Origin of the sequence: Streptacidiphilus sp. EB103A (genome assembly GCF_041261405.1) — a bacterium.
Lineage (GTDB): Bacteria > Actinomycetota > Actinomycetes > Streptomycetales > Streptomycetaceae > Streptacidiphilus.
Genome location: NZ_JBGCAQ010000010.1, coordinates 208120 through 232721, shown reverse-complemented (window position 1 = coordinate 232721; position 24602 = coordinate 208120). Strand labels below are relative to the sequence as shown.

Annotated in this window: 21 protein-coding genes and 2 tRNA genes; 19 read left to right on the top strand and 4 right to left on the bottom strand. The window is 69.8% G+C overall.

Features of this window, described 5'->3' with window-relative positions; translation table 11 throughout:
- Positions 1-277 precede the first annotated feature (277 nt).
- The 11 genes from dnaA (at position 278) to ABH941_RS18580 (ending at position 13934) form a co-directional block, all read left to right on the top strand.
- A complete protein-coding gene (dnaA, locus tag ABH941_RS18630) occupies positions 278-2179 on the top strand; it encodes a chromosomal replication initiator protein DnaA (RefSeq protein WP_370130474.1) in 1902 nt (633 codons plus the stop codon).
- 947 nt (positions 2180-3126) lie between these two features.
- On the top strand, positions 3127-4257 hold the full coding sequence (gene dnaN, locus ABH941_RS18625; protein ID WP_134002608.1) for a DNA polymerase III subunit beta: 1131 nt from the start codon (positions 3127-3129) through the stop codon (positions 4255-4257).
- A gap of 162 nt (positions 4258-4419) precedes the next feature.
- The gene (gene gnd, locus ABH941_RS18620; protein WP_134002606.1) at positions 4420-5295 is read left to right on the top strand and encodes a phosphogluconate dehydrogenase (NAD(+)-dependent, decarboxylating); all 876 of its coding nucleotides are present in this window, start codon (positions 4420-4422) and stop codon (positions 5293-5295) included.
- 52 nt (positions 5296-5347) lie between these two features.
- On the top strand, positions 5348-6478 hold the full coding sequence (gene recF, locus ABH941_RS18615) for a DNA replication/repair protein RecF (RefSeq protein WP_370130473.1): 1131 nt from the start codon (positions 5348-5350) through the stop codon (positions 6476-6478).
- 94 nt (positions 6479-6572) lie between these two features.
- Complete coding sequence (locus ABH941_RS18610) at positions 6573-7112, top strand: DUF721 domain-containing protein (RefSeq protein ID WP_134002602.1); 540 nt, start codon at positions 6573-6575, stop codon at positions 7110-7112.
- Positions 7113-7392: 280 nt separating this feature from the next.
- A complete protein-coding gene (gene gyrB / locus ABH941_RS18605) occupies positions 7393-9477 on the top strand; it encodes a DNA topoisomerase (ATP-hydrolyzing) subunit B (RefSeq protein WP_370130472.1) in 2085 nt (694 codons plus the stop codon).
- A 68-nt stretch (positions 9478-9545) separates the two neighbouring features.
- Positions 9546-12221 (top strand): DNA gyrase subunit A, encoded by a 2676-nt coding sequence (gene gyrA, locus ABH941_RS18600; protein ID WP_370130471.1) that lies wholly within the window; start codon positions 9546-9548, stop codon positions 12219-12221.
- A gap of 285 nt (positions 12222-12506) precedes the next feature.
- Positions 12507-13202, top strand: a complete 696-nt coding sequence (locus ABH941_RS18595; protein WP_370130470.1) for a DUF3566 domain-containing protein — start codon at positions 12507-12509, stop codon at positions 13200-13202.
- Positions 13203-13300: 98 nt separating this feature from the next.
- Positions 13301-13374: transfer RNA gene (locus ABH941_RS18590), tRNA-Ile, on the top strand.
- Between the two features lie 235 nt (positions 13375-13609).
- Entirely contained in the window at positions 13610-13741 is a 132-nt protein-coding gene (locus tag ABH941_RS18585) for a DLW-39 family protein (RefSeq protein ID WP_221201912.1), read from the top strand.
- A 120-nt stretch (positions 13742-13861) separates the two neighbouring features.
- Positions 13862-13934, top strand: a tRNA-Ala gene (locus ABH941_RS18580).
- Between the two features lie 70 nt (positions 13935-14004).
- Here the strand turns inward: ABH941_RS18580 and ABH941_RS18575 are convergent.
- Entirely contained in the window at positions 14005-14901 is an 897-nt protein-coding gene (locus ABH941_RS18575; protein WP_370130469.1) for a DUF5324 family protein, read from the bottom strand.
- A gap of 223 nt (positions 14902-15124) precedes the next feature.
- Here ABH941_RS18575 and ABH941_RS18570 point away from each other — a divergent pair, with 223 nt between their 5' ends.
- Both ABH941_RS18570 and ABH941_RS18565 read left to right on the top strand, forming a co-directional pair.
- Entirely contained in the window at positions 15125-15652 is a 528-nt protein-coding gene (locus ABH941_RS18570; RefSeq protein WP_370130468.1) for a peptidylprolyl isomerase, read from the top strand.
- A gap of 109 nt (positions 15653-15761) precedes the next feature.
- Positions 15762-16625, top strand: a complete 864-nt coding sequence (locus ABH941_RS18565; RefSeq protein WP_370130467.1) for a rhomboid family intramembrane serine protease — start codon at positions 15762-15764, stop codon at positions 16623-16625.
- Positions 16626-16847: 222 nt separating this feature from the next.
- Here the strand turns inward: ABH941_RS18565 and crgA are convergent, their stop codons facing one another.
- Positions 16848-17102 carry a cell division protein CrgA gene (gene crgA, locus ABH941_RS18560; protein WP_134002547.1) on the bottom strand — a complete coding sequence of 85 codons (255 nt, stop codon included), beginning with the start codon at positions 17100-17102 and terminating at the stop codon, positions 16848-16850.
- A gap of 260 nt (positions 17103-17362) precedes the next feature.
- Between crgA and ABH941_RS18555 the strand changes: the two genes are divergently transcribed.
- The 6 genes from ABH941_RS18555 (at position 17363) to ABH941_RS18530 (ending at position 21805) form a co-directional block, all read left to right on the top strand.
- Positions 17363-18052, top strand: a complete 690-nt coding sequence (locus tag ABH941_RS18555) for a DUF881 domain-containing protein (protein WP_370130466.1) — start codon at positions 17363-17365, stop codon at positions 18050-18052.
- Positions 18053-18225: 173 nt separating this feature from the next.
- Positions 18226-18531, top strand: a complete 306-nt coding sequence (locus ABH941_RS18550; RefSeq protein WP_370130567.1) for a hypothetical protein — start codon at positions 18226-18228, stop codon at positions 18529-18531.
- Positions 18531-19172 carry an aminodeoxychorismate/anthranilate synthase component II gene (locus tag ABH941_RS18545; RefSeq protein ID WP_370130465.1) on the top strand — a complete coding sequence of 214 codons (642 nt, stop codon included), beginning with the start codon at positions 18531-18533 and terminating at the stop codon, positions 19170-19172. Before ABH941_RS18550 ends, ABH941_RS18545 begins: the two co-directional genes overlap by 1 nt.
- A complete protein-coding gene (locus tag ABH941_RS18540) occupies positions 19169-20161 on the top strand; it encodes a class E sortase (RefSeq protein ID WP_370130463.1) in 993 nt (330 codons plus the stop codon). Before ABH941_RS18545 ends, ABH941_RS18540 begins: the two co-directional genes overlap by 4 nt.
- 63 nt (positions 20162-20224) lie before the next feature.
- Positions 20225-20965, top strand: coding sequence for a class E sortase (locus tag ABH941_RS18535; protein ID WP_370130462.1), 741 nt, complete (start codon positions 20225-20227; stop codon positions 20963-20965).
- A gap of 234 nt (positions 20966-21199) precedes the next feature.
- On the top strand, positions 21200-21805 hold the full coding sequence (locus ABH941_RS18530) for a hypothetical protein (protein ID WP_370130461.1): 606 nt from the start codon (positions 21200-21202) through the stop codon (positions 21803-21805).
- 5 nt (positions 21806-21810) lie between these two features.
- Here the strand turns inward: ABH941_RS18530 and ABH941_RS18525 are convergent, their stop codons facing one another.
- Complete coding sequence (locus ABH941_RS18525) at positions 21811-22239, bottom strand: PPOX class F420-dependent oxidoreductase (RefSeq protein WP_370130460.1); 429 nt, start codon at positions 22237-22239, stop codon at positions 21811-21813.
- 169 nt (positions 22240-22408) lie between these two features.
- The gene (gene pknB, locus ABH941_RS18520) at positions 22409-24352 is read right to left on the bottom strand and encodes a Stk1 family PASTA domain-containing Ser/Thr kinase (RefSeq protein ID WP_370130459.1); all 1944 of its coding nucleotides are present in this window, start codon (positions 24350-24352) and stop codon (positions 22409-22411) included.
- Between the last annotated feature and the right edge of the window lie 250 nt (positions 24353-24602).

Genomic DNA, 24602 nt, shown 5'->3' with positions numbered 1-24602 from the left:
CGGATTTTCCGCGGGCATGCGGCAGCGGCCATCGACAACTCGACCTCGTTACGGTACGCGGAAGCCGGTCCACGGGTCAAACCAGCCTGTTCCGGAGACCGCGCCGGACCTGGCCTGCCCAGTCGCCCCCTCCCGGTCTGCGACACTGCTGTACACAGCCTGTGGACAAGAACTTGAATGCGGGCCCCCGGCTGACTACCGTTGGCAAACTCCTCCCGCCCGTCCTCCCCACCTGGCCCCCACCACCTGCCCCGGTGGAACGAGAAAGCGTGCACCAGTGGCTGATAACAGCAGCGACCTTGCGACCGTGTGGGCGCGGGTCGTCGAGCGACTGGGCAACGACCAGGACGTCAAGACCATGGACGCCCAGTGGCTGCGGAGCACCCAGCCGATGGGCCTGATGCAGGACACCGCGCTGCTGGCCACTCCCAACGACTACGCCAAGGGGGTGCTTGAGGGCAGGCTCCTGCCGGCGATCACCGAGCAGCTGAGCCGGGAGTACGGCCGCCCGATGCGGATCGCCGTGATCGTCGACGCCAACGCCGCCCCGCTCGCCCCGGCGCCGCAGCCCCCGCCGCCTCGCGAGTCCGAGCAGCAGCTCCCGCAGCCGGACGAGTACCCCTATCCCCAGCAGCGCGACTTCAGCCCCGACTACGGCTACGACCGCCGCGGCGATCGCCCCGTTCCCCCCTACCAGGAGCGCGGCCACTACTACGGCGTCCCGGCCGGCGGACCCGGCGGCGGCTACCAGGGCGCGTTCCCCGGCCGGGCACCGCACGACCCCGAGGACGAGTGGCCCCCGGCCGCTCAGCAGCCGCCGCAGCAACGCCCCTGGGGGCAGCACCGCGCCACGGAGGAGCCCTTCCCGCCCCTGGCCGGCCACTCGAACGAGCCCCAGAGCGGGCGGGACGGCCGGGACGAGCGCGACCCGCGGCACGGATCCCCCCGCCACGGCGACCCCCGGCACGCCGATCCCCGTCAGAACGACTCCCGGCAGGGCGACCCCCGCCACCAGATCGAGCAGTCCCGCGAGGACGGCGGCGATCACCTCCCCTCGCTGCGCACCGAGCCGACCCCGCCGGAGCACCCCAGGAACCGTCCCGGCGGCGGTTCCAGCGGCGCGCCCGCGCTCCCGCGCAAGGACGAGCCGGCCGCGCGGCTGAACCCCAAGTACCTGTTCGAGACGTTCGTCATCGGCTCCAGCAACCGCTTCGCCCACGCGGCCGCCGTCGCCGTCGCCGAGGCCCCCGCGAAGGCGTACAACCCGCTCTTCATCTACGGCGAGTCCGGCCTGGGCAAGACCCATCTGCTGCACGCCATCGGGCACTACGCCCGGAGCCTCTACCCGGGGACCCGGGTGCGCTACGTGAGCTCGGAGGAGTTCACCAACGAGTTCATCAACTCGATCCGGGACGACAAGGGCGACGGGTTCCGGCAGCGCTACCGCGACATGGACATCCTGCTGGTCGACGACATCCAGTTCCTGCAGAGCAAGGAGTCGACCCAGGAGGAGTTCTTCCACACCTTCAACACCCTGCACAACGCCAACAAGCAGATCGTGATCTCCTCCGACCGGCCGCCCAAGCAGCTGGTCACCCTGGAGGACCGGCTCCGCAACCGCTTCGAGTGGGGACTGACCACGGACGTCCAGCCGCCCGAGCTGGAGACCCGGATCGCGATCCTCCGCAAGAAGGCGCTCCAGGAGCAACTGAACGCCCCGCCCGAGGTGTTGGAGTTCATCGCCTCCCGGATCTCGCGCAACATCCGGGAGTTGGAGGGCGCGCTGATCCGGGTGACGGCCTTCGCCAGCCTCAACCGGGCGCCGGTGGACCTGCAGTTGGCCGAGATCGTGCTCAAGGACCTGGTCCCGGGCGGCGAGGAGGCCGGCCCGGAGATCACCGCGCAGGTCATCATGCAGCAGACCGCCGCCTACTTCGGTCTGAGCGTGGACGACCTGTGCGGCTCCTCGCGGAGCAGGGTCCTGGTCACCGCCCGGCAGATCGCCATGTACCTGTGCCGGGAGCTCACCGATCTGTCCCTGCCCAAGATCGGGGCGCAGTTCGGCGGCCGGGACCACACCACGGTGATGCACGCCGACCGGAAGATCCGCACGATGATGGCCGAGCGGCGCTCCATCTACAACCAGGTCACCGAGCTCACCAACCGCATCAAGAGCTGACACCGCGGCGCCGGCGCCGTAGAACCGCCGCCGTAGAACCACCGCAGAAGGGCCCCGGAGGACGCCTCCGGGGCCCTTCTGCCGTCTCCGGCGGCCCGTACGGGAGTGCCTCTGATTCGAACAGGAACAGTCCGACCAGCCCCGGTCCACAGGAGGGCCGGGTTTTCCCCGTCCACACCCTGGGGAGAGCGGAGTTATCCAGAATCCCTCCACAGGCTGGGCCATCATGGAGCTGTCCGCGCAGCTCACCTGCCTGTGGGCTTGTGGGAAGATGTCGTCCACAGGGTGTGGACAACTGAAGGGCCGTCAACACGGCGCCAGGGTTATCCACCCGCCGTCCCCAGGACCAGGCCGGTTGTCCCCAGATTTCGCCGGGTTCTCCACAGCAATGTCCACAGTTCGGCAACATCAATCCACATTTCACTTCTCCGAGTGAAAGACGACACACGATGTTGTCAGAGGGGCTGGGGAGAACCGGGCACAATCCTGGGGACGCAGCTGGGGAAAACCTGGGGACAACTCAACTGCCCTGTGGGGGAAGGGTGCTGCGTCCACAGCCCGGGTAGTTTTTCCACCGGTTCCCCACAGGTCCAATGTGGACAGAAAAGCGGGTCTGAGCTGGGTGGAATGGGGTTATCCACGGTTTCCACAACCCCTACTACTACTACCCCACGTATAGAGCTCGGGGATGATCGAAAAGCAGGTGGGCGCTGGATCTGTGGATGACGGCGACCCGACACGGGTTCGAGCCGTCTTCCCCCCATCTGCCTCGCCTGTCGGTGGAGTGCGTCAGACTGTCTTCAGCAACAGGGAGCGGCCGGGGCCACTCGCACCGGACTCCGCACCCACAGGGATGGTCCCCACCCTGGGGACGGGCTCAAACCGAGACCCACCCGCAGACATGACGAAGACGCGATGAACAAGCAGCACACAGGAGGCGGTTACCGGTGAAGTTCCGGGTCGAGCGTGACGTCCTCGCGGAGGCCGTGGCCTGGGCCGCGCGCAGCCTCCCGGCACGGCCTCCGGTGCCTGTGCTCGCCGGGCTGCTGCTGGCGGCCGACGAGGGCAAGCTGAGCCTGTCCGGTTTCGACTACGAGGTCTCGGCGCGGGTCGAGACCGAGGCGGACGTCGAGGAGCCGGGCACCGTCCTGGTCTCCGGTCGGCTGCTGGCCGACATCTCGCGTTCGCTTCCCAACAGGCCTGTGGAGATCTCCACCGACGGTGTGCGTGTCATCGTGGTCTGCGGCAGCTCGCGATTCACACTCCCCACGCTTCCTGTGGACGAGTACCCCGCGCTGCCGCAGATGCCCACCGTCTCCGGCACCGTCCCCGGCGAGGCATTCGCCGCCGCGGTCGCCCAGGTGGCCACCGCCGCCGGGCGCGACGACACCCTGCCGGTGCTGACCGGCGTCCGGGTGGAGATCGAGGGGGATCGGGTCACCCTGGCCGCCACCGACCGCTACCGCTTCGCCGTCCGCGACCTCATGTGGAAGCCCGAGCAGGAGGGCCTCTCCGCGGTCGCCCTGGTGCCCGCCAAGACGCTCCTGGACACCGCCAAGTCCCTCAGCGCCGGCGACGTCGTCAGCATCGCCCTGGCGGGCAGCGGCAAGGGTGAGGGGCTGATCGGCTTCGAGGGCGCCGGGCGCCGCACCACCACCCGGCTGCTGGAGGGCGAGTTCCCCAAGTTCCGGGCGCTGTTCCCGACCGAGTTCAACTCGGTGGCGACCGTGGCCACTCCGGCGTTCGTGGAGGCCGTCAAGCGCGTCTCGCTGGTCGCCGAGCGGAACACCCCGGTGCGCCTGAGCTTCGAGCAGGGCGTGCTCACCCTGGAGGCCGGCTCCGGCGACGACGCCCAGGCCACCGAGCGGGTCGACGCCGACCTCGAGGGCGACGACATCTCGATCGCCTTCAACCCGGCCTACCTGCTGGACGGCCTGGCGGCCATCGACGCCGCCGTCGCCCAGTTGAGCTTCACCACCTCGACCAAGCCCGCGCTGCTCAGCGGAAAGCACGCGCCGGACGCCGAGGCCGACGAGGCGTACAAGTACCTCATCATGCCGGTGCGGTTGTCCGGCTGACTCCAGCCTCCCGGGGGACGACCCCCGTACCCCCGCGGGCAGGTGGCAGCTCACGCGGATGGGTCCCTGCGCCCGGTGCCCTCAGGGCATCGGGCGTAGGCTCACGTCTGGCGGCAAGGGCGCCGCGCGCTGTGCAGTCACCTCGAAACGAAGGACTTCGCGATGGAGCTCGGACTCATCGGTCTCGGCAAGATGGGCGGAAACATGCGCGAGCGCATCCGCCGCGCGGGCCACACCGTGGTCGGATACGACCGCAACCCCGACCTTGCCGACGTCTCCAGCCTCAAGGACCTGGTCGCGGCCCTGCCCGCGCCGCGCGTCGTATGGGTGATGGTCCCGGCCGGCGGCCCGACCCAGGACACCGTGGACCAGCTGGGCGAGCTGCTGGAGCCCGGCGACATCGTCGTCGACGGCGGCAACTCCCGCTGGACCGACGACGAGAAGCACGGAGCCGAACTGGCCGCCAAGGGCATCGGCTTCGTCGACTGCGGCGTCTCCGGCGGCGTCTGGGGCCTGCAGAACGGCTACGCCCTGATGTACGGCGGCAAGGACGAGGACATCGCCCGGGTCCAGCCGATCTTCGACGCGCTCAAGCCCGAGGGCGACTTCGGATCCGTCCACGCCGGCAAGATCGGCGCCGGGCACTTCGCCAAGATGGTCCACAACGGCATCGAGTACGCCATGATGCAGGCCTACGCCGAGGGCTGGGAGCTGCTGGAGGCCGTGGACAGCGTCACCGACGTCCGCGAGGTCTTCCGGTCCTGGCAGGAGGGCACGGTCATCCGCTCCTGGCTGCTGGACCTGGCCGTCAACGCCCTGGACAGCGACGAGCACCTGGACAAGCTCAAGGGCTACGCCGCCGACTCCGGCGAGGGCCGCTGGACCGTGGAGGCCGCGATCGACAACGCCGTGCCGCTGCCGGCGATCACCGCGAGCCTGTTCGCCCGCTTCGCCTCGCGGCAGGACGACTCCCCGCAGATGAAGATGATCGCCGCACTGCGCAACCAGTTCGGCGGCCACGCGGTCGAGAGCAAGTAACACCCCCTGTAAACAGCAGAATTGACGAGAAGAAGGCTGACGAGTCCAGAGCATGCACGTCGCGCATCTGTCGTTGGCCGACTTCCGCTCCTACGCCCGGGTCGAGGTTCCGCTCGATCCGGGCGTCACCGCGTTCACCGGGCCCAACGGCCAGGGCAAGACCAATCTGGTCGAGGCGGTCGGCTATGTCGCCACCCTGGCCAGCCACCGGGTCGCCGGTGACGCCCCGCTGGTGCGCCTGGGCGCCGAGCGGGCGGTGATCCGCGCCAGTGTGGTGCGCGAGCAGCGGCCGACCCTGGTCGAGCTGGAGCTGAACCCGGGCCGGGCGAACCGGGCCAGGATCAACCGCTCCGACAACGTGCGCCCCCGTGACGTCCTCGGCCTGCTGCGGACCGTGCTGTTCGCCCCGGAGGACCTGAGCCTGGTGAAGGGCGATCCGGGGGAGCGCAGGCGCTTTCTGGACGAGCTGCTGGTGGCCCGCGCACCCCGGCTCGCGGGCGTGCGCCAGGACTACGAGCGGGTGCTGAAGCAGCGCAACGCGCTGCTGAAGAGCGCCGCGATGGCGCGCAGAGCGGGCGCCAAGGCGCAGCTGTCGACCCTGGACGTCTGGGACGAGCATCTGGCCAGGGCCGGCGCGGAGCTGCTGGCGCAGCGGCTCGACCTGGTCACCGCGCTGCAGCCGCTGGTCCGCAGCGCCTATGAGGAGCTGGCGCCGGGCGGTGGTCCGACCCGTCTGGAGTACCGCAGCTCGATGGGGGAGGGCGTGCCGCTGGGCGGGGGCCGCGACCCCCTGTACGCGGCGATGCTGGGGGCGCTGGGAGTGGCTCGCAAGCAGGAGCTGGAGCGCGGGGTGACCCTGGTCGGCCCGCACCGCGACGAGCTGGGGCTGCAGCTGGGCGAGCTGCCCGCCAAGGGCTACGCCAGCCACGGCGAGTCCTGGTCGTACGCGCTGGCGCTGCGGCTGGCCTCGTACGAGCTGCTCCGGGCCGACGGCGGCGAGCCTGTGCTGATCCTGGACGACGTCTTCGCCGAGCTGGACACCCGGCGCCGGGAGCGGCTGGCGGAGCTGGTGGCCAACGGCGAGCAGGTGCTGGTCACCGCCGCGGTGCCGGAGGACGTGCCGGAGGCGCTGGCGGGGAGCCGGTACTCGGTCGCGAACGGTGAGGTCGAGCGGATCTCCTGATGCCGACTGGTGTCCGCTGATACCCGTTGGTGTCCGCTGATGTCGGTGATGCCTCGTAGGCTTGCTTCCCCAAGCTGGGGAGAGTGAGTCTGCTGTGAGCGATTCGACCGAAGAAGGCAGTGGGGCGGGCGAGCCGCAGCTGTCCGGCGTGGACCTGGCCCGGGTGGCGCTGCGCAACGCCAAGGAGCAGGCGCGGCTGCGCGGCGACAATGTGCGGCAGAAGAAGGAGGCCCGGCGGACCGGGCTGCGCTCCGGCGCGCGCGCGGACGGGCGCGACCCCCAGCCGCTGGGCGCCGCGATCAGCCGGCTGGTGGCCGAGCGCGGCTGGGAGGCCCCGGCGGCGGTGGGCGGGGTGATGGGCCGCTGGCCGCAGATCGTCGGGCGGGATCTGGCGGCGCACTGCGAGCCGGAGCACTACTCCGAGGACGACCGGGTGCTGTCGGTGCGCTGCAGTTCCACTGCCTGGGCGACTCAGATCCGGTTGCTGGCACCCCAGTTGGTGCGCAAGCTGAACGAGGAGCTGGGCCACGGCACGGTGAAACTGATCAAGGTGCAGGGGCCTGCGGGGCCCACGCGTTCCTACGGTCGGCTGAGGGCCCCGGGGAGCAAGGGTCCGGGTGACACCTGGGGGTGAGCGGCGGGTCACCGACTGGACCGGCTGAGTGCCCATGTGAGCCCATCTCGCCCCCCGGGCGTGTGGAGGAGACAATCCGCCCGGATTTCGTGCGGCACGGGGGAAGCCAGAGGCCGCCAAAGGCCCATGAGTGTCAGTCGCACCGGTACACTGGACAAAGAAACCGCCGCTTGCGGTGACGTAGCAGTGACCTAGCAGTGACTGAGTCGAGTGCCGAGGCCGCTCCGGTCCCACCCACGGGGTACGGAGACGGTCCGAGCTGTGCCAGAAAGGGCGCTTCGTGGCCGATTCCGGCGACCCCAGCCAGACCCCCGAAAACCTGTCCGCCGAGGCCGCCGCTGCCGCAGCGCCCGTGACCGAAGAGGTCGCGGAGGTGTTGGAAGCCCTCGCGCCCTCCTCGGGCTCGCTCTCGGAGAACAACTCGTCCTACGACGCCAACGCGATCACCGTGCTGGAGGGTCTGGACGCGGTCCGCAAGCGCCCCGGCATGTACATCGGCTCCACCGGCGAGCGCGGCCTGCACCACCTGGTCTACGAGGTCGTGGACAACGCGGTGGACGAGGCCCTCGCCGGGCACGCCGACACCATCGGGGTGACCATCCTCTCCGACGGCGCGGTCCGGGTCAGCGACAACGGCCGCGGCATCCCGGTGGGCATCGTCCCCGGGCAGGGAAAGCCCGCCGTCGAGGTGGTGCTGACCGTGCTGCACGCGGGCGGCAAGTTCGGCGGTGGCGGCTACTCCGTCTCCGGCGGTCTGCACGGCGTCGGCGTGTCCGTGGTGAACGCGCTGTCGCAGCGTCTCGCCGTGGAGATCCGAACCGACGGCTACCGCTGGACGCAGGACTACAAGCTCGGCGCCCCCACGGCCGAGCTGGAGCGGCACGAGGAGACCGACGAGACCGGCACCACGGTCACCTTCTGGGCCGACGGCGACATCTTCGAGACCACCGAGTACTCCTTCGACACCCTGTCGCGGCGCTTCCAGGAGATGGCCTTCCTCAACAAGGGCCTCACCATCGGGCTGACCGACGAGCGCCCCGACCACGTCGACGACGACGGCAAGCCCTTCACGGTGACGTACCACTACGAGGGCGGCATCTCCGACTTCGTCACGTACCTCAACTCCCGCAAGGGAGACGTGATCCACCCCACCGTGATCAGCTTCGAGGCCGAGGACAAGGGCCGCACGATCTCGGCGGAGGTCGCGATGCAGTGGAACACGGCGTACAGCGAGGGTGTGTACTCCTTCGCCAACACCATCCACACGCATGAGGGCGGCACCCACGAGGAGGGCTTCCGCGCCGCGCTGACCGGTCTGATCAACCGCTACGCGCGCGACAAGAAGCTGCTCCGGGAGAAGGACGAGAACCTCACCGGCGAGGACATCCGCGAGGGCCTGACCGCGATCATCAGCGTCAAGCTGGGCGAGCCGCAGTTCGAGGGCCAGACCAAGACCAAGCTGGGCAACACCGAGGCCAAGACCTTCGTCCAGAAGGTGGTCCACGAGCACCTCAACGACTGGCTGGACCGCAACCCGGTGGAGGCCGCGGACATCATCCGCAAGTCCATCACCGCTGCGACCGCCCGCGTCGCGGCCCGCAAGGTGCGCGACCTGACCCGTCGCAAGGGCCTGCTGGAGACCGCCTCGCTGCCCGGCAAGCTCTCGGACTGCCAGTCCAAGGACCCGTCCGAGTGCGAGATCTTCATCGTCGAGGGCGACTCGGCCGGCGGCTCCGCGAAGCAGGGCCGCGACCCGCGGGTGCAGGCGATCCTGCCGATCCGCGGCAAGATCCTCAACGTGGAGAAGGCCAGGATCGACAAGGTCCTGCAGAACGCCGAGGTCCAGGCGCTGATCTCGGCCTTCGGCACCGGTGTCCACGACGACTTCGACGTCTCCAAGCTGCGGTATCACAAGATCGTGCTGATGGCCGACGCCGACGTCGACGGCCACCACATCAACACCCTGCTGCTCACCCTGCTGTTCCGGTTCATGCGGCCGCTGATCGAGGGCGGCTACGTCTTCCTGGCCCGGCCGCCGCTGTACAAGATCAAGTGGGGCAAGGACGACTTCCAGTACGTCTACTCCGACCCCGAGCGCGACGCGGTCATCGCCGCCGGGCGCGCGGCCGGCCGCAAGCTGCCCAAGGACGACGCGATCCAGCGCTTCAAGGGCCTCGGCGAGATGAACGCCGAGGAGCTCCGGATCACCACCATGGACCGCGACCACCGGCTGCTCGGACAGGTCACCCTGGAGGACGCGGCCCGTGCCGACGATCTGTTCTCCATCCTGATGGGCGAGGACGTCGAGGCCCGCCGCTCCTTCATCCAGCGCAACGCCAAGGACGTCCGCTTCCTGGACGTGTGACGGCCGCTCGGCAGTACGAGCCCGTCAGACAGTCCCTGGCAGCACGCACGAGAGGAAACTGACCAGCAGTGGTCGACGACGACAACCCCACCACTCCCGAGGGCCCCGAGGGCGACGCAGCCGAGGGGCAGTCCGCCGCGGTCGAGGTCGACCTGCGGATCGAGCAGGTCGAGCTCGAGAGCGAGATGCAGCGCTCCTACCTCGACTACGCGATGAGCGTCATCGTGAGCCGCGCCCTGCCGGAGGTCCGCGACGGGCTCAAGCCCGTCCACCGCCGGGTGCTGTACGCGATGTACGACGGCGGCTACCGCCCCGAGAAGGGCTACTACAAGTGCGCCCGCGTCGTCGGCGACGTCATGGGCAACTACCACCCGCACGGCGACACGTCGATCTACGACACCGTGGTGCGCCTGGCGCAGCCCTGGTCGCTGCGGATGCCGCTGGTGGACGGCAACGGCAACTTCGGCTCGCCGGGCAACGACCCGGCGGCGGCCATGCGCTACACCGAGTGCCGGATGATGCCGCTGGCCATGGAGATGATGCGGGACATCGACGAGGAGACCGTCGACTTCTCCGCCAACTACGACGGCCGCTCGCAGGAGCCCGACGTTCTCCCGGCCCGCTTCCCCAACCTGCTGGTCAACGGCGCCACCGGGATCGCGGTCGGGATGGCGACCAACATCCCGCCGCACAACCTGCGCGAGGTCGCCTCCGGCGCGCTGTGGTACCTGAACAACCCCACCGCCTCCAGCGAGGAGCTGCTGGAGGCGCTGATCGAGCGGATCAAGGGCCCGGACTTCCCCACCGGCGCGCTGATCGTCGGCCGCCGCGGCATCGAGGACGCCTACCGCACCGGGCGCGGCTCGATCACCATGCGCGCCGTGGTCGAGGTCGAGGAGATCCAGGGCCGCCAGTGCCTGGTGATCACCGAGCTGCCGTACCAGGTCAACCCGGACAACCTGGCGCTGAAGATCGCCGACCTGGTCAAGGACGGCCGGGTCGGCGGCATCGCCGACGTCCGTGACGAGTCCTCGTCCAGGACCGGCCAGCGGCTGGTGATCGTGCTCAAGCGCGACGCGGTCGCCAAGGTGGTGCTGAACAACCTCTACAAGCACACCGACCTGCAGACCAACTTCGGCGCCAACATGCTGGCCCTGGTCGACGGGGTGCCGCGGACCCTGGCGGTCGACGCCTTCATCCGGCACTGGGTCAACCACCAGGTCGAGGTCATCGTCCGGCGCACCACCTTCCGGCTGCGCAAGGCCGAGGAGCGGGCCCACATCCTGCGCGGCCTGCTCAAGGCGCTGGACGCGATCGACGAGGTCATCGCCACGATCCGGCGCTCGCAGACGGTCGAGGAGTCCCGCCGGGGCCTGATGGCGCTGCTCGCGATCGACGAGCTCCAGGCCAACGCGATCCTGGAGATGCAGCTGCGCCGGCTGGCCGCGCTGGAGCACCAGAAGATCACGGCCGAGTACGACGAGTTGATGGCCAAGATCAACGAGTACAACGCGATCCTGGCCTCCCCGGACCGGCAGCGCGCGATCATCGCCGAGGAGCTGGCGGTCATCGTGGAGAAGTACGGCGACGACCGACGCTCCACGCTGATCCCCTACGAGGGGGACATGTCGGTCGAGGACCTCATCGCCGAAGAGGACATCGTCGTCACCATCACCCGCGGCGGGTACGTCAAGCGCACCCGCAGCGACCTCTACCGCTCGCAGAAGCGCGGCGGCAAGGGCGTGCGCGGCGCGCAGCTGAAGCAGGACGACATCGTCGACCACTTCTTCGTGACCACCACGCACAACTGGATCCTGTTCTTCACCAACAAGGGCCGGGTCTACCGGGCCAAGGGCTACGAGCTGCCGGACGCCGGGCGCGACGCCCGCGGCCAGCACGTGGCCAACCTGCTGGCGTTCCAGCCGGGCGAGCACATCGCCCAGGTGATGGCGGTGCGCACCTACGAGGCCGCCCCGTACCTGATCCTGGCGACCCGCGAGGGCCTGGTGAAGAAGACGCCGCTGAAGGACTACGACTCGCCCCGCTCCGGCGGTCTGATCGCGATCAACCTCCGCACCGACGAGGAGGGCCGCGACGACGAGCTGATCGGCGCGGTGCTGGTGTCCGCCGAGGACGACCTGCTGCTGGTCAGCAAGAAGGCCCAGGCGATCCGCTTCACCCCCACCGACGAGGCGCTGCGGCCGATGAGCCGGGCCACCTCAGGTGTGAAGGGTATGAGTTTCCGTGAGGGCGACGAGCTGCTCTCGCTGAACGTCATCCGCCCGGGTACCTATGTGTTCACTGCGACCGACGGCGGTTACGCCAAGCGGACGAAGGTGGACGAGTACCGTGTTCAGGGACGTGGTGGGCTGGGGATCAAGGCAGCCAAGATCGTCGAGGACCGGGGTACCCTGGTCGGCGCTCTGGTTGTGGAGGAAACGGACGAAATCCTGGCAATCACCCTGGGCGGCGGAGTGATTCGCACCCGGGTTGCCGAAGTTCGTGAAACCAGTCGTGACACCATGGGCGTCCAACTGATCAACCTGGGTAAGCGGGACGCCGTCGTCGGCATCGCCCGCAACGCCGAGGGAGCCGGTGAGGACGACCTGGACGAGAACGGCGAGGACGGCACCGAGGGCACCGCGTCAGCGGACTCCGGTGCTGCCGAGGCCACCGCAGTCGAGGTCACGGCCGGGGCAGTCGACAACGGGGACGACGACCAGGCGGACGGCTCGTCCGAGTAGTCGCCGCACCGGCTGCGACCTCGAACGGGCACGACGGCGACTGGCAAGACTGCGACTGACAAGACGCCGACTGACATGGACACGGGCCAGCACCGACCGGTGCCGGCGGGGAATTGCGGGAGGACCAGGGTGAGTGGAGCCAACGGCGCGGCAGGTGGTGCCGGCGGCGCCGCCGCGGGGCGGCAGGGACCGGGTGCGCCCCCGGGCGGTGCGGCAGGCGGATCCGCCGACCACACTCCGGGATTTGGGCCGGCCGGGCAGAACGCTGCCGGAACGACGTCGATGATGCCGACGGTCACGGGGGGCACGCCGCCGCGCGCGCCTGCCGTGGGCGGCGGCAGCGGCGGCGGTAATCCGCGCCGCCGCCAGGGCGGGGCGCAGGGCCAGCAGGCCACCGCGACCCCGGCCGCGGCCGGGACGGCCGCCCCGGCGGCTCCGGAGCGGTCCGGCTACTCGACGCCGACGACCTACCAGAAGGGCCAGGCGACGCCTGCGGCCGGCACCCGGGTGCCGCCGGCGGTGGCGTCCCCCGCCGCCGCGGCAGCGCCCGCCGCCGCGGCCGCCAGGCGTCCCGGACCCGCCGCCGGGCCCGCGGCGCCCCCGTCGGGCCGTACCCGCAGGGCACGGCTGCGGGTCTCCCGCACCGACCCCTGGTCGGTGATGAAGATCAGCTTCCTGCTGTCCATCGCGATGGGCATCGTCACGGTGGTGGGCGTCTCGCTGCTGTGGATGGTGCTGGACACCGCCGGGGTGTTCAGCTCGATCGGCGGCACGCTGAAGCAGGCCACCGGCTCCGACACCACCGGCGGGTTCGACCTCCAGTCGTACCTGTCCTTCGGCAATGTGCTGACCTTCACGGCCCTGATCGCCGTGATCGACGTGGTGCTGATGACGGCCCTGGCGACGCTGGGATCCTTCATCTACAACACCGCCGCGGGCATCACCGGCGGCGTCGAGCTGACCCTCGCGGAGGAGGAGTAGGCCCTCCGCGGACCGTTCGCAGCCCGCCGTTACGGGGGCTGCGAACGGATTTGGGCAGATCGGCATAGGTGCGCTAATCTTTCAACGCAACGCAGCGCGGACCTATAGCTCAGACGGTTAGAGCGCTTCCCTGATAAGGAAGAGGCCGGAGGTTCAAGTCCTCCTAGGTCCACCGCACTCGGAGGCGGACATCGGAAACGGTGTCCGCCTCTTTTGGTTCTGCCCGACCTGTGGGGCAGGTCCGGCGGGCCTGTGCACGAGCTGATACCACGTCAACCCGCTGCGGTGGGGCCCTGAGCGCAGCCAGTCCTGCCCTGCCTACCAGGTGTGTATCATCGGCCGGAAGGACGGCAGCCCCTCCCGGCTGCCGCCGTTCCAGTACCGGCACAGAAGGACGAGGTCGCGCGGTGAAGAAGCTTCTCCTGGTAGTCCTGGCTGCTCTTGGTGGGTACTTCGTGTACCGCCAGGTCCAGGCGGACCGCGCCGAGCAGGACCTGTGGACCGAGGCGACGGACGCGGTCCCGGTCGGCGCCCGCTGACGGCCCGCCGCTGACGGCCCGGCCGGTTCCGGCCCGGGTCCGGGCCCGGAACAATCGAGGTCAGGAATGCCTCCGGGAACCGGTACCCTAGTGCGCGGCGGTTCCGACAGGTCCCGCTGAGGGGCCTTAGCTCAGTTGGTAGAGCGCCGTCTTTGCATGGCGGATGTCAGGGGTTCGACTCCCCTAGGCTCCACAGAGTTCACAGCACGCAGAACCAACGGAGGAGCCCCCGTCCGCAGCGCGGACGGGGGCTCCTCCGTTCCTCAGGCCTTCTTCTTCCGCCTCGGGTTCCCGTTGTCGGCCGGGTCGTCCGTCCCGGTGCCGTCCACCTGATCGGCGTATCCCTCGGCGTCGGCCTCCGCGGCCGCCTTGGCCTCGACGTCGGGGGCCAGCGGCATGATCGAGTCCTCGGTGTCCACGCTGGAGACCGGGGTCGTCGAGGAGACCGGGGAGGAGACGGTGGAGCCGTGCGCGGCCGTGGCCGGGGTCGAGCGCAGCGGGAGCGAGCTGGACGGGGGCTCCACCAGCCAGTCGGGGTTGCTCTGCTTCTGCCACCACTTCCAGGCGGCCAGGCCGCCGCCGGCCACCGCGCCGAGGCCGGCCAGCACCAGGAAGCGCCGGAGCCTGCGGGAGCGCCGGGAACGGCCGTGCGCGGCGGTCAGCGCCTCGATCTCGGCGAGGGACACCTGGCCGCGCAGGACCGGCAGGGCCGCCGCCCCGCGGTCGTGGGCCAGCTGGGCGGCCTGGGCCGCGGCCAGCGCGGCCTCGTCCCAGGCGTGGGCGACGGCCGGTCCTGCGGTCTCGCGGGCCTGGAGGGCGGCCGCGGCGGCGGACCTGCGCGCCGACCTGGCGGCCCTGCGGGTGCGCCGGGCGGCTTCGCCCACCGCGTCCTCGACGGCCGGCGGGACGTGGTCCCGCGCCTGCTCCCAGAGCGGGGCCACCCGGGGCGCCACCTTGCCGTCCACCGTGCTCTGGGCGGCCTGCTGGGCTGCGGAGGCCGCCGCTCGCGCCTGCTCAACGGCGGACTCGATGCGCGGGGCCAGCCGCTGCCATGCCTCGTCGGTGTAGTGCGCTGCCGCGTCCCGTGCGCTCACGGCATAGGGGGCGAGCTGCTCCCGGGTCTTCCCGGCAGCCTCGCGCGCTGCGTCGATGCGGGTCACCAGTACCTCCTCCTCGATGGCGTCCGATTTCTCACCTGTCCACCCAGTTAAGGTTCATGCGCCCGGGAACGATCCAAGGCGCGCCGGTGCGGCCTCAGGGTGGACCGGGTGTACCGGACGTCTCCTCGCATCCTGCTCCTCTGCGCCGCTTTGTGCAGGGCATGGGAGGATTCCTGGTGTCAGATCCGTACGTGATGTACGCAGGACTGCAGGAAGGCACATCGTGGCCGAGGAACTGTTCGCCACTCTCAGGACCAACCACGGGGACATCGAGGTCAAGCTCTTCCCGAACCACACCCCCAAGACGGTGGCCAACTTCGTGGAGCTCGCCGAGGGCACCCGGGAGTGGACCGACCCGCGTACGGGTGCCAAGTCGCAGGCGCCGCTCTACGACGGGACGGTCTTCCACCGGGTGATCTCCGACTTCATGATCCAGGGCGGTGACCCGCTGGGCACCGGCACCGGCGGCCCGGGGTACCAGTTCGCCGACGAGTTCCACCCCGACCTGGCCTTCGACCGCCCGTACCTGCTGGCGATGGCCAACGCGGGACCGGGCACCAACGGCTCGCAGTTCTTCATCACGGTCGCGCCGACCACCTGGCTGAACCGCAAGCACACCATCTTCGGCGAGGTCAGCAGCGAGGCCGGCCGCAAGGTCGTGGACGCCATCGTGGGCACCAAGGTGACGCCGTTCAACGACCGCCCGGTCGAGGACGTGGTGATCGAGTCGGTGCGGATCTCCCGCCGCTAGCAGCCCTCTCCCGGGCCCGGTCGCCTGCAGGCTTGTCCTGCGGGGTGCCGGGCCTGGAGCATGTCTTGAGAAGCTGCTGCCTGAGAAGGCACCCAGAAGGCAGGATGAGATGCTCTCCGACCAGCCCGTTCCGTCCGACCACCCGCAGGAGCACACCCTGCCCGACTGCTACCGCCATCCGGGGCGGGAGACCGGGGTGTCCTGCACCCGGTGCGGGCGTCCGGTGTGCCCGGAGTGCCGGGTCGAGGCCGCGGTCGGCTTCCAGTGCCTGGACTGCGTCCACGGCGGCAACGCGGCCGTTCGGGAGGCGCGCACCGAGTTCGGCGGGCGGCTGGTCGGCGACCGCGCGCTGGTCACCAAGATCCTGATCGGGATCAACGTGGTGGTGTGGGCGCTGGCCTGGAAGGTGCTGGGCACCAACACGCTGGACCACCTGTACATGTACGGCTACGGGGTGGCCGACAACGGCGAGTGGTACCGGATGATCACCTCGGTGTTCTTCCACACCGCGCCCCTGCACATCGCCATGAACATGTGGTCGCTGTGGGTGCTGGGTCCGCCGCTGGAGCAGCTGCTGGGCCGCTGGCGCTTCCTGGCGCTGTACCTGGTGTCGGGGCTGGCCGGTTCGGCGCTGCAGCTGATCGCGGCGCCGGGCACCGCGGCGCTGGGGGCCTCCGGGGCGATCTTCGGACTGCTGGGCGCGCTGCTGGTGATCCAGCGCAGGCGCGGCTTCTCGCTGGGGCCGATCGTGGCGATCGTGGTGGTGAACCTGGTGGCGACCTTCTCGATCCCCGGCATCAGCTGGGAGGCCCATATCGGCGGCCTGGTCGGCGGCCTGCTGATCGGTTTCGGACTGGCGCACGCACCGGCGACCCCGCCCCGCAGGCGGGCCCTGGTCCAGGCGGGCTCGGTGCTGGTGGTGTTCGTCCTGGTGCTGGTGGCGACCCTGGTCGGGGTGTCGGCGATCAGCTGACCTGCCGTCGAACACCCGAGTTGTCCACAGGTGGCCCGCACGGATGTGCGGGCCACCTGTGTTGATCGTTGTCTACCCGTGTCCACCTGCTGATTCGTACGCCTGTACGGCTCTGCTGCAGAGGATTTGCGGGGCTAAGGAATCAAGTTATCCACAGATAGTCATGGTTTTCCCCACTGTGGATAACCATGTGGACAACGCCGCCGGGCCGTGAGGTCAGCGCTACTTCCACTGCGTGGAGACGCCGAACCCGCCCGCGATGAACGCGAAGCCGATCACGATGTTCCAGTTGCCGATGGCCGAGATCGGCCAAGCCGCACTGGACACGTAGTAGACGACGATCCACACGAGTCCGAGCAGGAACAGCCCCAGCATCAGTGGCGCGATCCAACTGCGTCCCGAACTCAGCCGCACCGCGGTGGCCGTGGCCGGCGGCGGGGTGTAGTCCGACTTCTTGCGGATCCGGGACTTCGGCACGAGGAGCACTCCTGTCGATGCGCTGCACTGCATGGCCCTAGCCCTAGGGCGCCTGCTGAGCTGTGGGGTTGTGTGGGCAGGCGATGGCGCGGGGCCCGGGGGCGCCGCATACCTCTCCAGCGTCCGTTAGCGTAGTGGCTCGCGGAGTCAGAAGGAGATAAGGGTACGTGGCAGATTCGCAAGAAGTTCCGCCCGTGACCGATCCCGGGACCGAACCGTCATCCAGGAGGCCCCGAATTGTCGGGCGTATCGCGACATGTATGGTTTTCGCCCTCGCCGGATTTCTGTTCTATGTGAGTTCCCTGGCCGCGCACGGGACCTCGCTCCGCAATGACGACACCCTGCTCCGGCTCTCCGACCTGATACAGCAGCGGAGCCAGCAGAACGCCCAGTCCGAGAACGCCGTCGCCGGTCTGCGGGCGCAGATCGACGCGCTCGCGGCGCAGCACGCCCAGAACCCGGCGGACGCCAAGCGGCTCGCCACCCTCGAACAGGCGGCCGGGCTCGACCCGCAGCAGGGGGCAGGGGTGACCGTCACCCTCAACGACGCGCCCAGCGGCGCCACCGCGAAGATCCCCGGGGTGCCCCAGCCGCAGCCCGACGACCTGGTGGTGCACCAGCAGGACCTGCAGGCCGTGGTCAACGCGCTGTGGAAGGGCGGCGCCACCGGCGTCCAGGTCCAGGACCAGCGGCTGATCTCCACCAGCGCGGTCCGCTGCGTCGGCAACCAGCTGATCCTTCAGGGACGGGTCTACTCCCCTCCCTATGTGATCCGGGCGGTCGGCGACCAGCAGCACCTGCTCAGCGCCATCGACCAGGACAGCTACATCCAGAACTACCTCCAGTACGTGGCCGCCTACGGCCTCGGCTGGAAACTGGACCAGTCCAGGGCGATGACTCTGCCCGCCTACTCGGGCACGGTGGACCTGCAGTACGCCCAGGCCGAGTAGTAGCCGGCAGACGCTCAGCAGGCAGACAGAAAGACCGGACAGAACGGTCGGTTCCGGTGGGAACGGTAAAGGCTGGCCGGGTGCAGCACTCTGGTGCGCGATCGACCCGTACGCTGGTGCGGCAGTGACAGTGGAGCAGGACAGCGGAGAACGAGGACAGAGGAGGGAGCGCGGTGTACGCCTGGATCTGGAACCGGCTGCCCGGCAACGCCCTGGTGCGCCTGTTCCTCTCGCTGGTGCTGTTCGTCGCTGTGGTGGCGGTCCTCTTCACCTGGGTCTTCCCCTGGGCGGAACCGCTGCTCCCCTTCGGCGACGTCACAGTGAACAACGGCGGCACCACCGGCGTGCAGCCGGTCGGCACGTCCGCCACCCCCTCGGGGACGGCCAAGCCGTCCGCCAAGCCGTCCACGGCGCCCTCGCTGAACGGCGCCGCGCTGCCCACCTATGTGCCCCTCGTACCGACCGGAGTCGCTGCCTGATGGGTTCCCGCATCCTTGTCGTCGACAACTACGACAGCTTCGTCTTCAACCTGGTCCAGTACCTCTACCAGCTCGGCGCCACCTGCGAGGTGCTGCGCAACGACGAGGTGACGGTCGACGCGGTCACCGCGGCCGGCTACGACGGGGTGCTGCTGTCGCCGGGCCCGGGTACGCCGGAGGACGCCGGGGTGTGCGTGGAGATGGTGCACCACTGCGCCGCAGCGGGCATCCCGCTGTTCGGCGTCTGCCTGGGGCTGCAGTCCATCGCGGTCGCCCACGGCGCCGTGGTCGACCGGGCTCCCGAGCTGCTGCACGGCAAGACCTCGGCGGTGACCCACGAGGACGGCGGGGTCTTCGCCGGACTGCACTCCCCGCTCACCGCCACCCGCTACCACTCGCTCGCCGTCGAGCGCGACACCGTGCCGCCGGAGCTGGCGATCACCGCGTGGACCGACTCCGGCATCGTGATGGGCCTGCGCCACCGCGACCTGCCCATCGAGGGCGTGCAGTTCCACCCCGAGTCGGTGCTGACCGAGGGCGGCCACCGGATGCTCGCCAACTGGCTCGCCGAATGCGGTGACCCGGACGCAGTCGCCCGCTCCGCCGGCCTGGCGCCGGTGATCGGGCGGGCGGTCGCATGACCGCGCTGCGCCCGGAGCGCGGCGACAGCGACAGCGCCGACTCCGGTCCGGAGCCCTGGCAGGAACCGAGCGTCTACTGGCCCGAGGACGGCTACGACGGCTCGGAGACGCTCAAGCTGCGGCTCCCCTTCGGGGGACCGCCGCAGGGGCCCGCGCCGCTGTCGCAGGAGCCGGCCGCGGGCGGTGGCGGTGGGCGGGCCGAGCGGCGCCGCGCCCAGCAGCAGTCCAGGCGACGCGGCGGCCGGGCGGGCTCGACGCCCCGGCCGCAGCAGCTGAAGGTCAGGGAGAGCGCCGGGATCATCGTGGTGCGGCTGATGGGCGAACTGTTCATCACCCTCGGCGTGGTGATGTTCCTGTTCGTCGCCTACCAGCTGTGGTGGACCAACGTCACCGCCGACAACTACGCGCACGGCTCCGCGAAGACCCTGGAGCAGCAGTGGCAGCCGAACGGCTCCACCGGCAGCGCGGCCAAGGCCCACCCGGCCTACCCCACGTCCATAGCCGCCGGCACCAAGTTCGCCATCATCTACATCCCCAAGCTGGATGTGATGACGCCGATCGCCGAGGGCGTGGACAAGGCGTCCATCCTCGACAACGGCCTGGTCGGGCACTACACCGGGGACCTGGAGACGGCCTTCCCATGGGCCGCGTCCGGCAACTTCGCACTGGCCGGGCACCGCAACACGCACGGTGAGCCGTTCCGCTACATCAACAAGCTGGTCCCCGGCGACAAGATCGTCGTGGAGACCGCCTACGACTACTACACCTATACGGTGACCAGCACGCTCGGGCAGACCTCGCCGACCAACGTCAGCGTGATCCAGCCGGTGCCGCCCCAGTCCGGCTACACCAAGCCGGGCCGCTACATCACCCTGACGACCTGTACGCCGGAGTTCACCTCCAAGTACCGGATGGCGGTGTGGGGCACGATGACCGAGGACCTGCTGAAGAGTTCGGGGAAGAAGCCCGCGGCGCTGCAGCAGGGCTGACGGGACGTCGGGCGGGGCGTGCGGTCACGGACCGCAGGCCCCGCGCCGAGGAGAACCCGTTCCATGCCGCTGTCGCCGTCCTCCCCCGGCCTCCGCCGACCCCGTCCTTTGCTCATCGCTGCAGCTGGTGTGCTGGGCGAGCTGCTGATCACCCTCGGGGTGCTGCTGGGGCTCTTCGTGGTCTACTCGCTCTGGTGGACGGACGTGGTCGCCGACCGGCGCGCGGACGGTGACGCGGCCAGGGTCAGGCAGTCCTGGGCCGCTCCCCCGGCTGCCGCGGGCGCGGATTCCCGTCCGCCGGCGCCCCGGGACTACCAGGCCGGGGACGGGGTGGGCTTTCTGCACATCCCCAGGCTGGGGAAGGACTACGAGGTCCTCATCAGGATGGGCACCGGCACCGACGTCCTCAACGAGGGCGTGGCCGGGGTCTACCAGCAGCCCTACGTGGCGACGATGCCCTGGGCCGGCTCCGGCAACTTCGCCATGGCCGCGCACCGGGACGGCCACGGCGCCAGGTTCCACGACCTGCCGGAGCTGCGGCCCGGCGACAAGGTCGTCGTGGAGACCCGGTACACCTGGTACGTCTACACGGTCGACCGCACCCTCCAGCAGACCAGCAAGTACGACGTGGACGTCACGGCCCCGGTCCCCGCGGAGTCCGGCTACCGCAGGCCCGGCCGCTACCTCACCCTGACCACCTGCACCCCGGCTTACACCTCCCGCTACCGCATGGCCGTCTGGGCCTCGCTCACCCGCACCCAGGGCGTCGACAAATCCCGCGAGCTTCCGGCGGAACTGCGCTGATGATCGGTCTGAACGGGCAGGCGTAACCGATTGTCTGATCGGTCGTTGGTCCGGATGTAATGAGAGTGCCGGGTGCATCCCGGTCGACGCCAGGGGAACGTGTTCACGTTCTCCGCGTGGGTGATGTCGACCGGTTTCCGCATGCCCTTGCCCAGCCTCTCGATGCCACCCTCGCGCCGACCTCCGTGGCCGCGCCTTGGTTCTCTCTCCGCGCTGAACGAGAGGAACCCTGCGATGACGGATCAGATCGTTCTGTTGGAGTCCCGGACCATGCGCTCGGCGCTGGGGAGCCGAGTGGAGGTGCTGGACAAGGTCAAGGCGCTGCACCTGCTGCCGGACGGCGTGCACGTCACCGCGAGGATGGCGGCGGACTACTTCGAGGTTGGGTACGAGGTTGTGCACAAGGTGGTTCAGCGCAATCGGGCTGAGCTCGATTCGAACGGACTCGTCGTGCTGCGAGGTGAAAACCTGCAGGTCTTTCAGAGGGACATTTTGTCCCTCTCGAACACGGGTTATCCACAGGCGCGGACAAACCTGACGCTGCTGCCGCGTCGGGCGGTGCTCAACCTGGCCATGCTGCTCCGCGACAGCGACGTGGCACGGCGGGTCCGGACCTACTTGCTCGACGTGGAGGACGCGGCACGCAGCGCATCCTCGGTCAACCGTAGGACGTTGGAGCTCCACGCCGAGCTGATCGGGGCCATGAGCGTGCGGCTCACGCATCTGAAGACCGCTGTGGAGGACCTCTCCGAGAAGGTGGAGGCGCTCCGCCAGGAGGTGGCGGAGCTGCGGATCGATCGTGGCCTGGAACTGCGTCGCCGTCGAAAGGGCAGGGGCTGAGGGTCTCACTCGGCAAGGTCGGCGAGCGCGACAACCTTTTCGATGCGGACCCGGACCAGCAACTCGCCAGGTACGCCGTTGCGCTCGCCATAGGCCTCGGCCTTCTCCTCGCCCATGTAGCGGGCGGCGATCCTGGTCGCCCAGTGCTTGACCTCGGCGAGGTCCTCGCTGAGGACCGCCCGGCCCTCGGCGATGGCGAAGGAGAACGGCGGGCGGTCGTCGTCCACGCACAGCGCGACCCGGCCGTCCCGGGCCAGCGTGCGGCCCTTGACGGTGTCCTTGCCGGTGTTGAACACCAGGTAGTCCCCGTCCAGCAGGAACCAGATGGGTGCGAGGTGCGGTCGGCCGTCGGCGCGGGTGGTGGCGAGCTTTCCGGTGCGTGTGCCTTCACTGAGGAAGGCCCGCCACTGGGGTTCGGTCATCGGGGTAGCCATGCGCCCATGATCGGGCAGGCGGACGGATCGTGCAGGGAGACGGCCAGAACAGCCCGAGGGGCTGTGGGCGCCTGGTGCGGCGGCCACAGCCCCTCGGGGTTGTGCGAGTGTCCCTGCTGCTGGGGTCAGGGGGCACACAAGCCCGGATCTGATCCGGCGGGGTTATGGGTCACGGGTTGGTGTTGCCGTTCTGGCCCCCGTTAACCCCCCCAATGATGCTTGTGGCCCCCGACTGAGGGCTTGACGACGCCGAGGCGCTGGTGCTGGGCGAAGCTGAACTCGGCGCGGCTGGGTTGAGCACCAGATTCACGGTGGTGCCCTTGTCCGCCTGGGTCCCCGACGTGGGGACGTCCTGACCGTTGATCTGTTCGGAGATCACCGCGCCGGCCTGGTAGTTGGTGTTGAAGGTGGCGCTCACCGTGGTCAGCGGAGTGAGCCCGGCGCTGGTCAGGGTCGTCTGGGCCGACTTCCCGTCGCTGCCGACCAGGTACTGCACCGTCACCTGCGCCTTGCCCGTGGAGACGATCAGGTTGATCGTCGAGCCGAGCGGCTGCTGCGAGTTGGCGGCCGGGTTGGTGCCGATGACGTTGCCGTTGGCGACCGTGTCGCTCGACTGCGAGGTCTGGGTGCCCAGGGTGAAGCCTGCGGCGTTGAGCGCCGAGGTGGCGTCGGCCACGGACTTGTTGGCCACGTCCGGGACGGCCTTCGCCGCTGCGCCGGTGCTCAGGTGGACGGTGATCGTCGCGCCCGACTTCAGCTGGGTGCCGGCGACCGGGTCCTGGGTGCAGATCTTGCCCTTGTCGGCGGTGTTGGGGTCGCAGGAGATGGAGCTGCCCTGGACCACCGTGATGTTGCCGCCGGTGTTGGTCGCCGACGTCTTCGCGGAGGCCAGGTCCTCGCCGACCAGCTGGGGCGCTGCCACCGTGCTGCTGCCGTTGCCCTTGAACATGGACGTGGCCACGAAGTAGGCGCCGACCAGGACCAGCACCGCGGCGACCGCGAGGATGATCCACGAGGTGTTGCGGTTCCCGCCGCCGCTGCCGCCGGCCTTGCGGCGGTCGCTGCGGCCGCCGTAGCCGTCGTCGTAGCCCGGGCCGTTGTCGTAGCCGTCGCCGCCCACGTCGTAGCCCTGGCCGACGCCGGGGAGCAGGCTGGTCTGGCCTGCTGCCCCTGCCTGCTGCGGCATGGCCGTGGTGCGGCCGTACGGGTCGGCCTGGCCGTAGCCGGCCATCTGGCCGGCGCCGTAGGCGACGGTCTGGGCGGCGGCGACCGGGAGGCCGTCGAGGGCGCGCTCGATGTCGGCGCGCATCTCGTCGGCGCTCTGGTAGCGGTAGTCGCGGTCCTTGGCGAGCGCCTTCATCACGATGGCGTCGTATTCGGGCCGGATCTCCGGGTCGTACGTCGAGGGAGGCGCTGCCTCCTCGCGGACGTGCTGGTACGCGACCGCCACCGGGGACTCGCCGATGAACGGCGGGCGCATGGTGAACAGCTCGTACAGCAGGCAGCCGGTGGAGTACAGGTCGGACCGGGCGTCGACCTGCTCGCCCTTGGCCTGCTCGGGGGAGAGGTACTGCGCGGTGCCGATGACCGCCGCGGTCTGCGTCATGGTCATTCCGGCGTCGCCCATGGCACGGGCGATGCCGAAGTCCATCACCTTGACGGTGCCGTTGCGCGTCAGCATGACGTTCGCGGGCTTGATGTCGCGGTGGACGATGCCGTTGCGGTGCGAGTACTCCAGCGCCTGCAGCACGCCGGTGGTCATCTCCAGGGCGCGCTCGGGCAGCAGCCGCCGCCCGGAGTGCAGGAGCTCGCGCAGGGTGGACCCGTCGACGTACTCCATCACGATGTACGGGATGGAGATGCCGTCGATGTAGTCCTCGCCGGTGTCGTACACGGCGACGATCGAGGGGTGGTTCAGTGACGCGGCCGACTGAGCCTCGCGGCGGAAACGGGCCTGGTACGACGGATCGCGGGCCATGTCGGCCCGCAGCGTCTTCACAGCGACGGCGCGTCCGAGCCGGATGTCGTGGCCGAGGTAGACCTCTGCCATGCCGCCGCGTCCCAGGACGCCGCCCAGCTCGTACCGGCCGCCGAGGCGACGCGGTTCTTCCATGGTTCCAACCCTCTCCCTCGCCACTGCCGAGGTTGATCTGTCGGTCCTGCTGCGGTCTGCGGTCATGGGTGCCCGGGTGAAGCTCTGCTGCCGTTCCCTCGGCACCGGTAGGGCAGACCGCTGCTTGCGGATACGCTACCGGGCCCGGAGTCGGTTCCGACGCGGGAGGGGCAGCTTGATATGAGACCGGTATCGAGTGTCGGCGGTTCCCGGGCGGGCGGAACCCGGGCGGAACCCCAGCTGGGAGCGG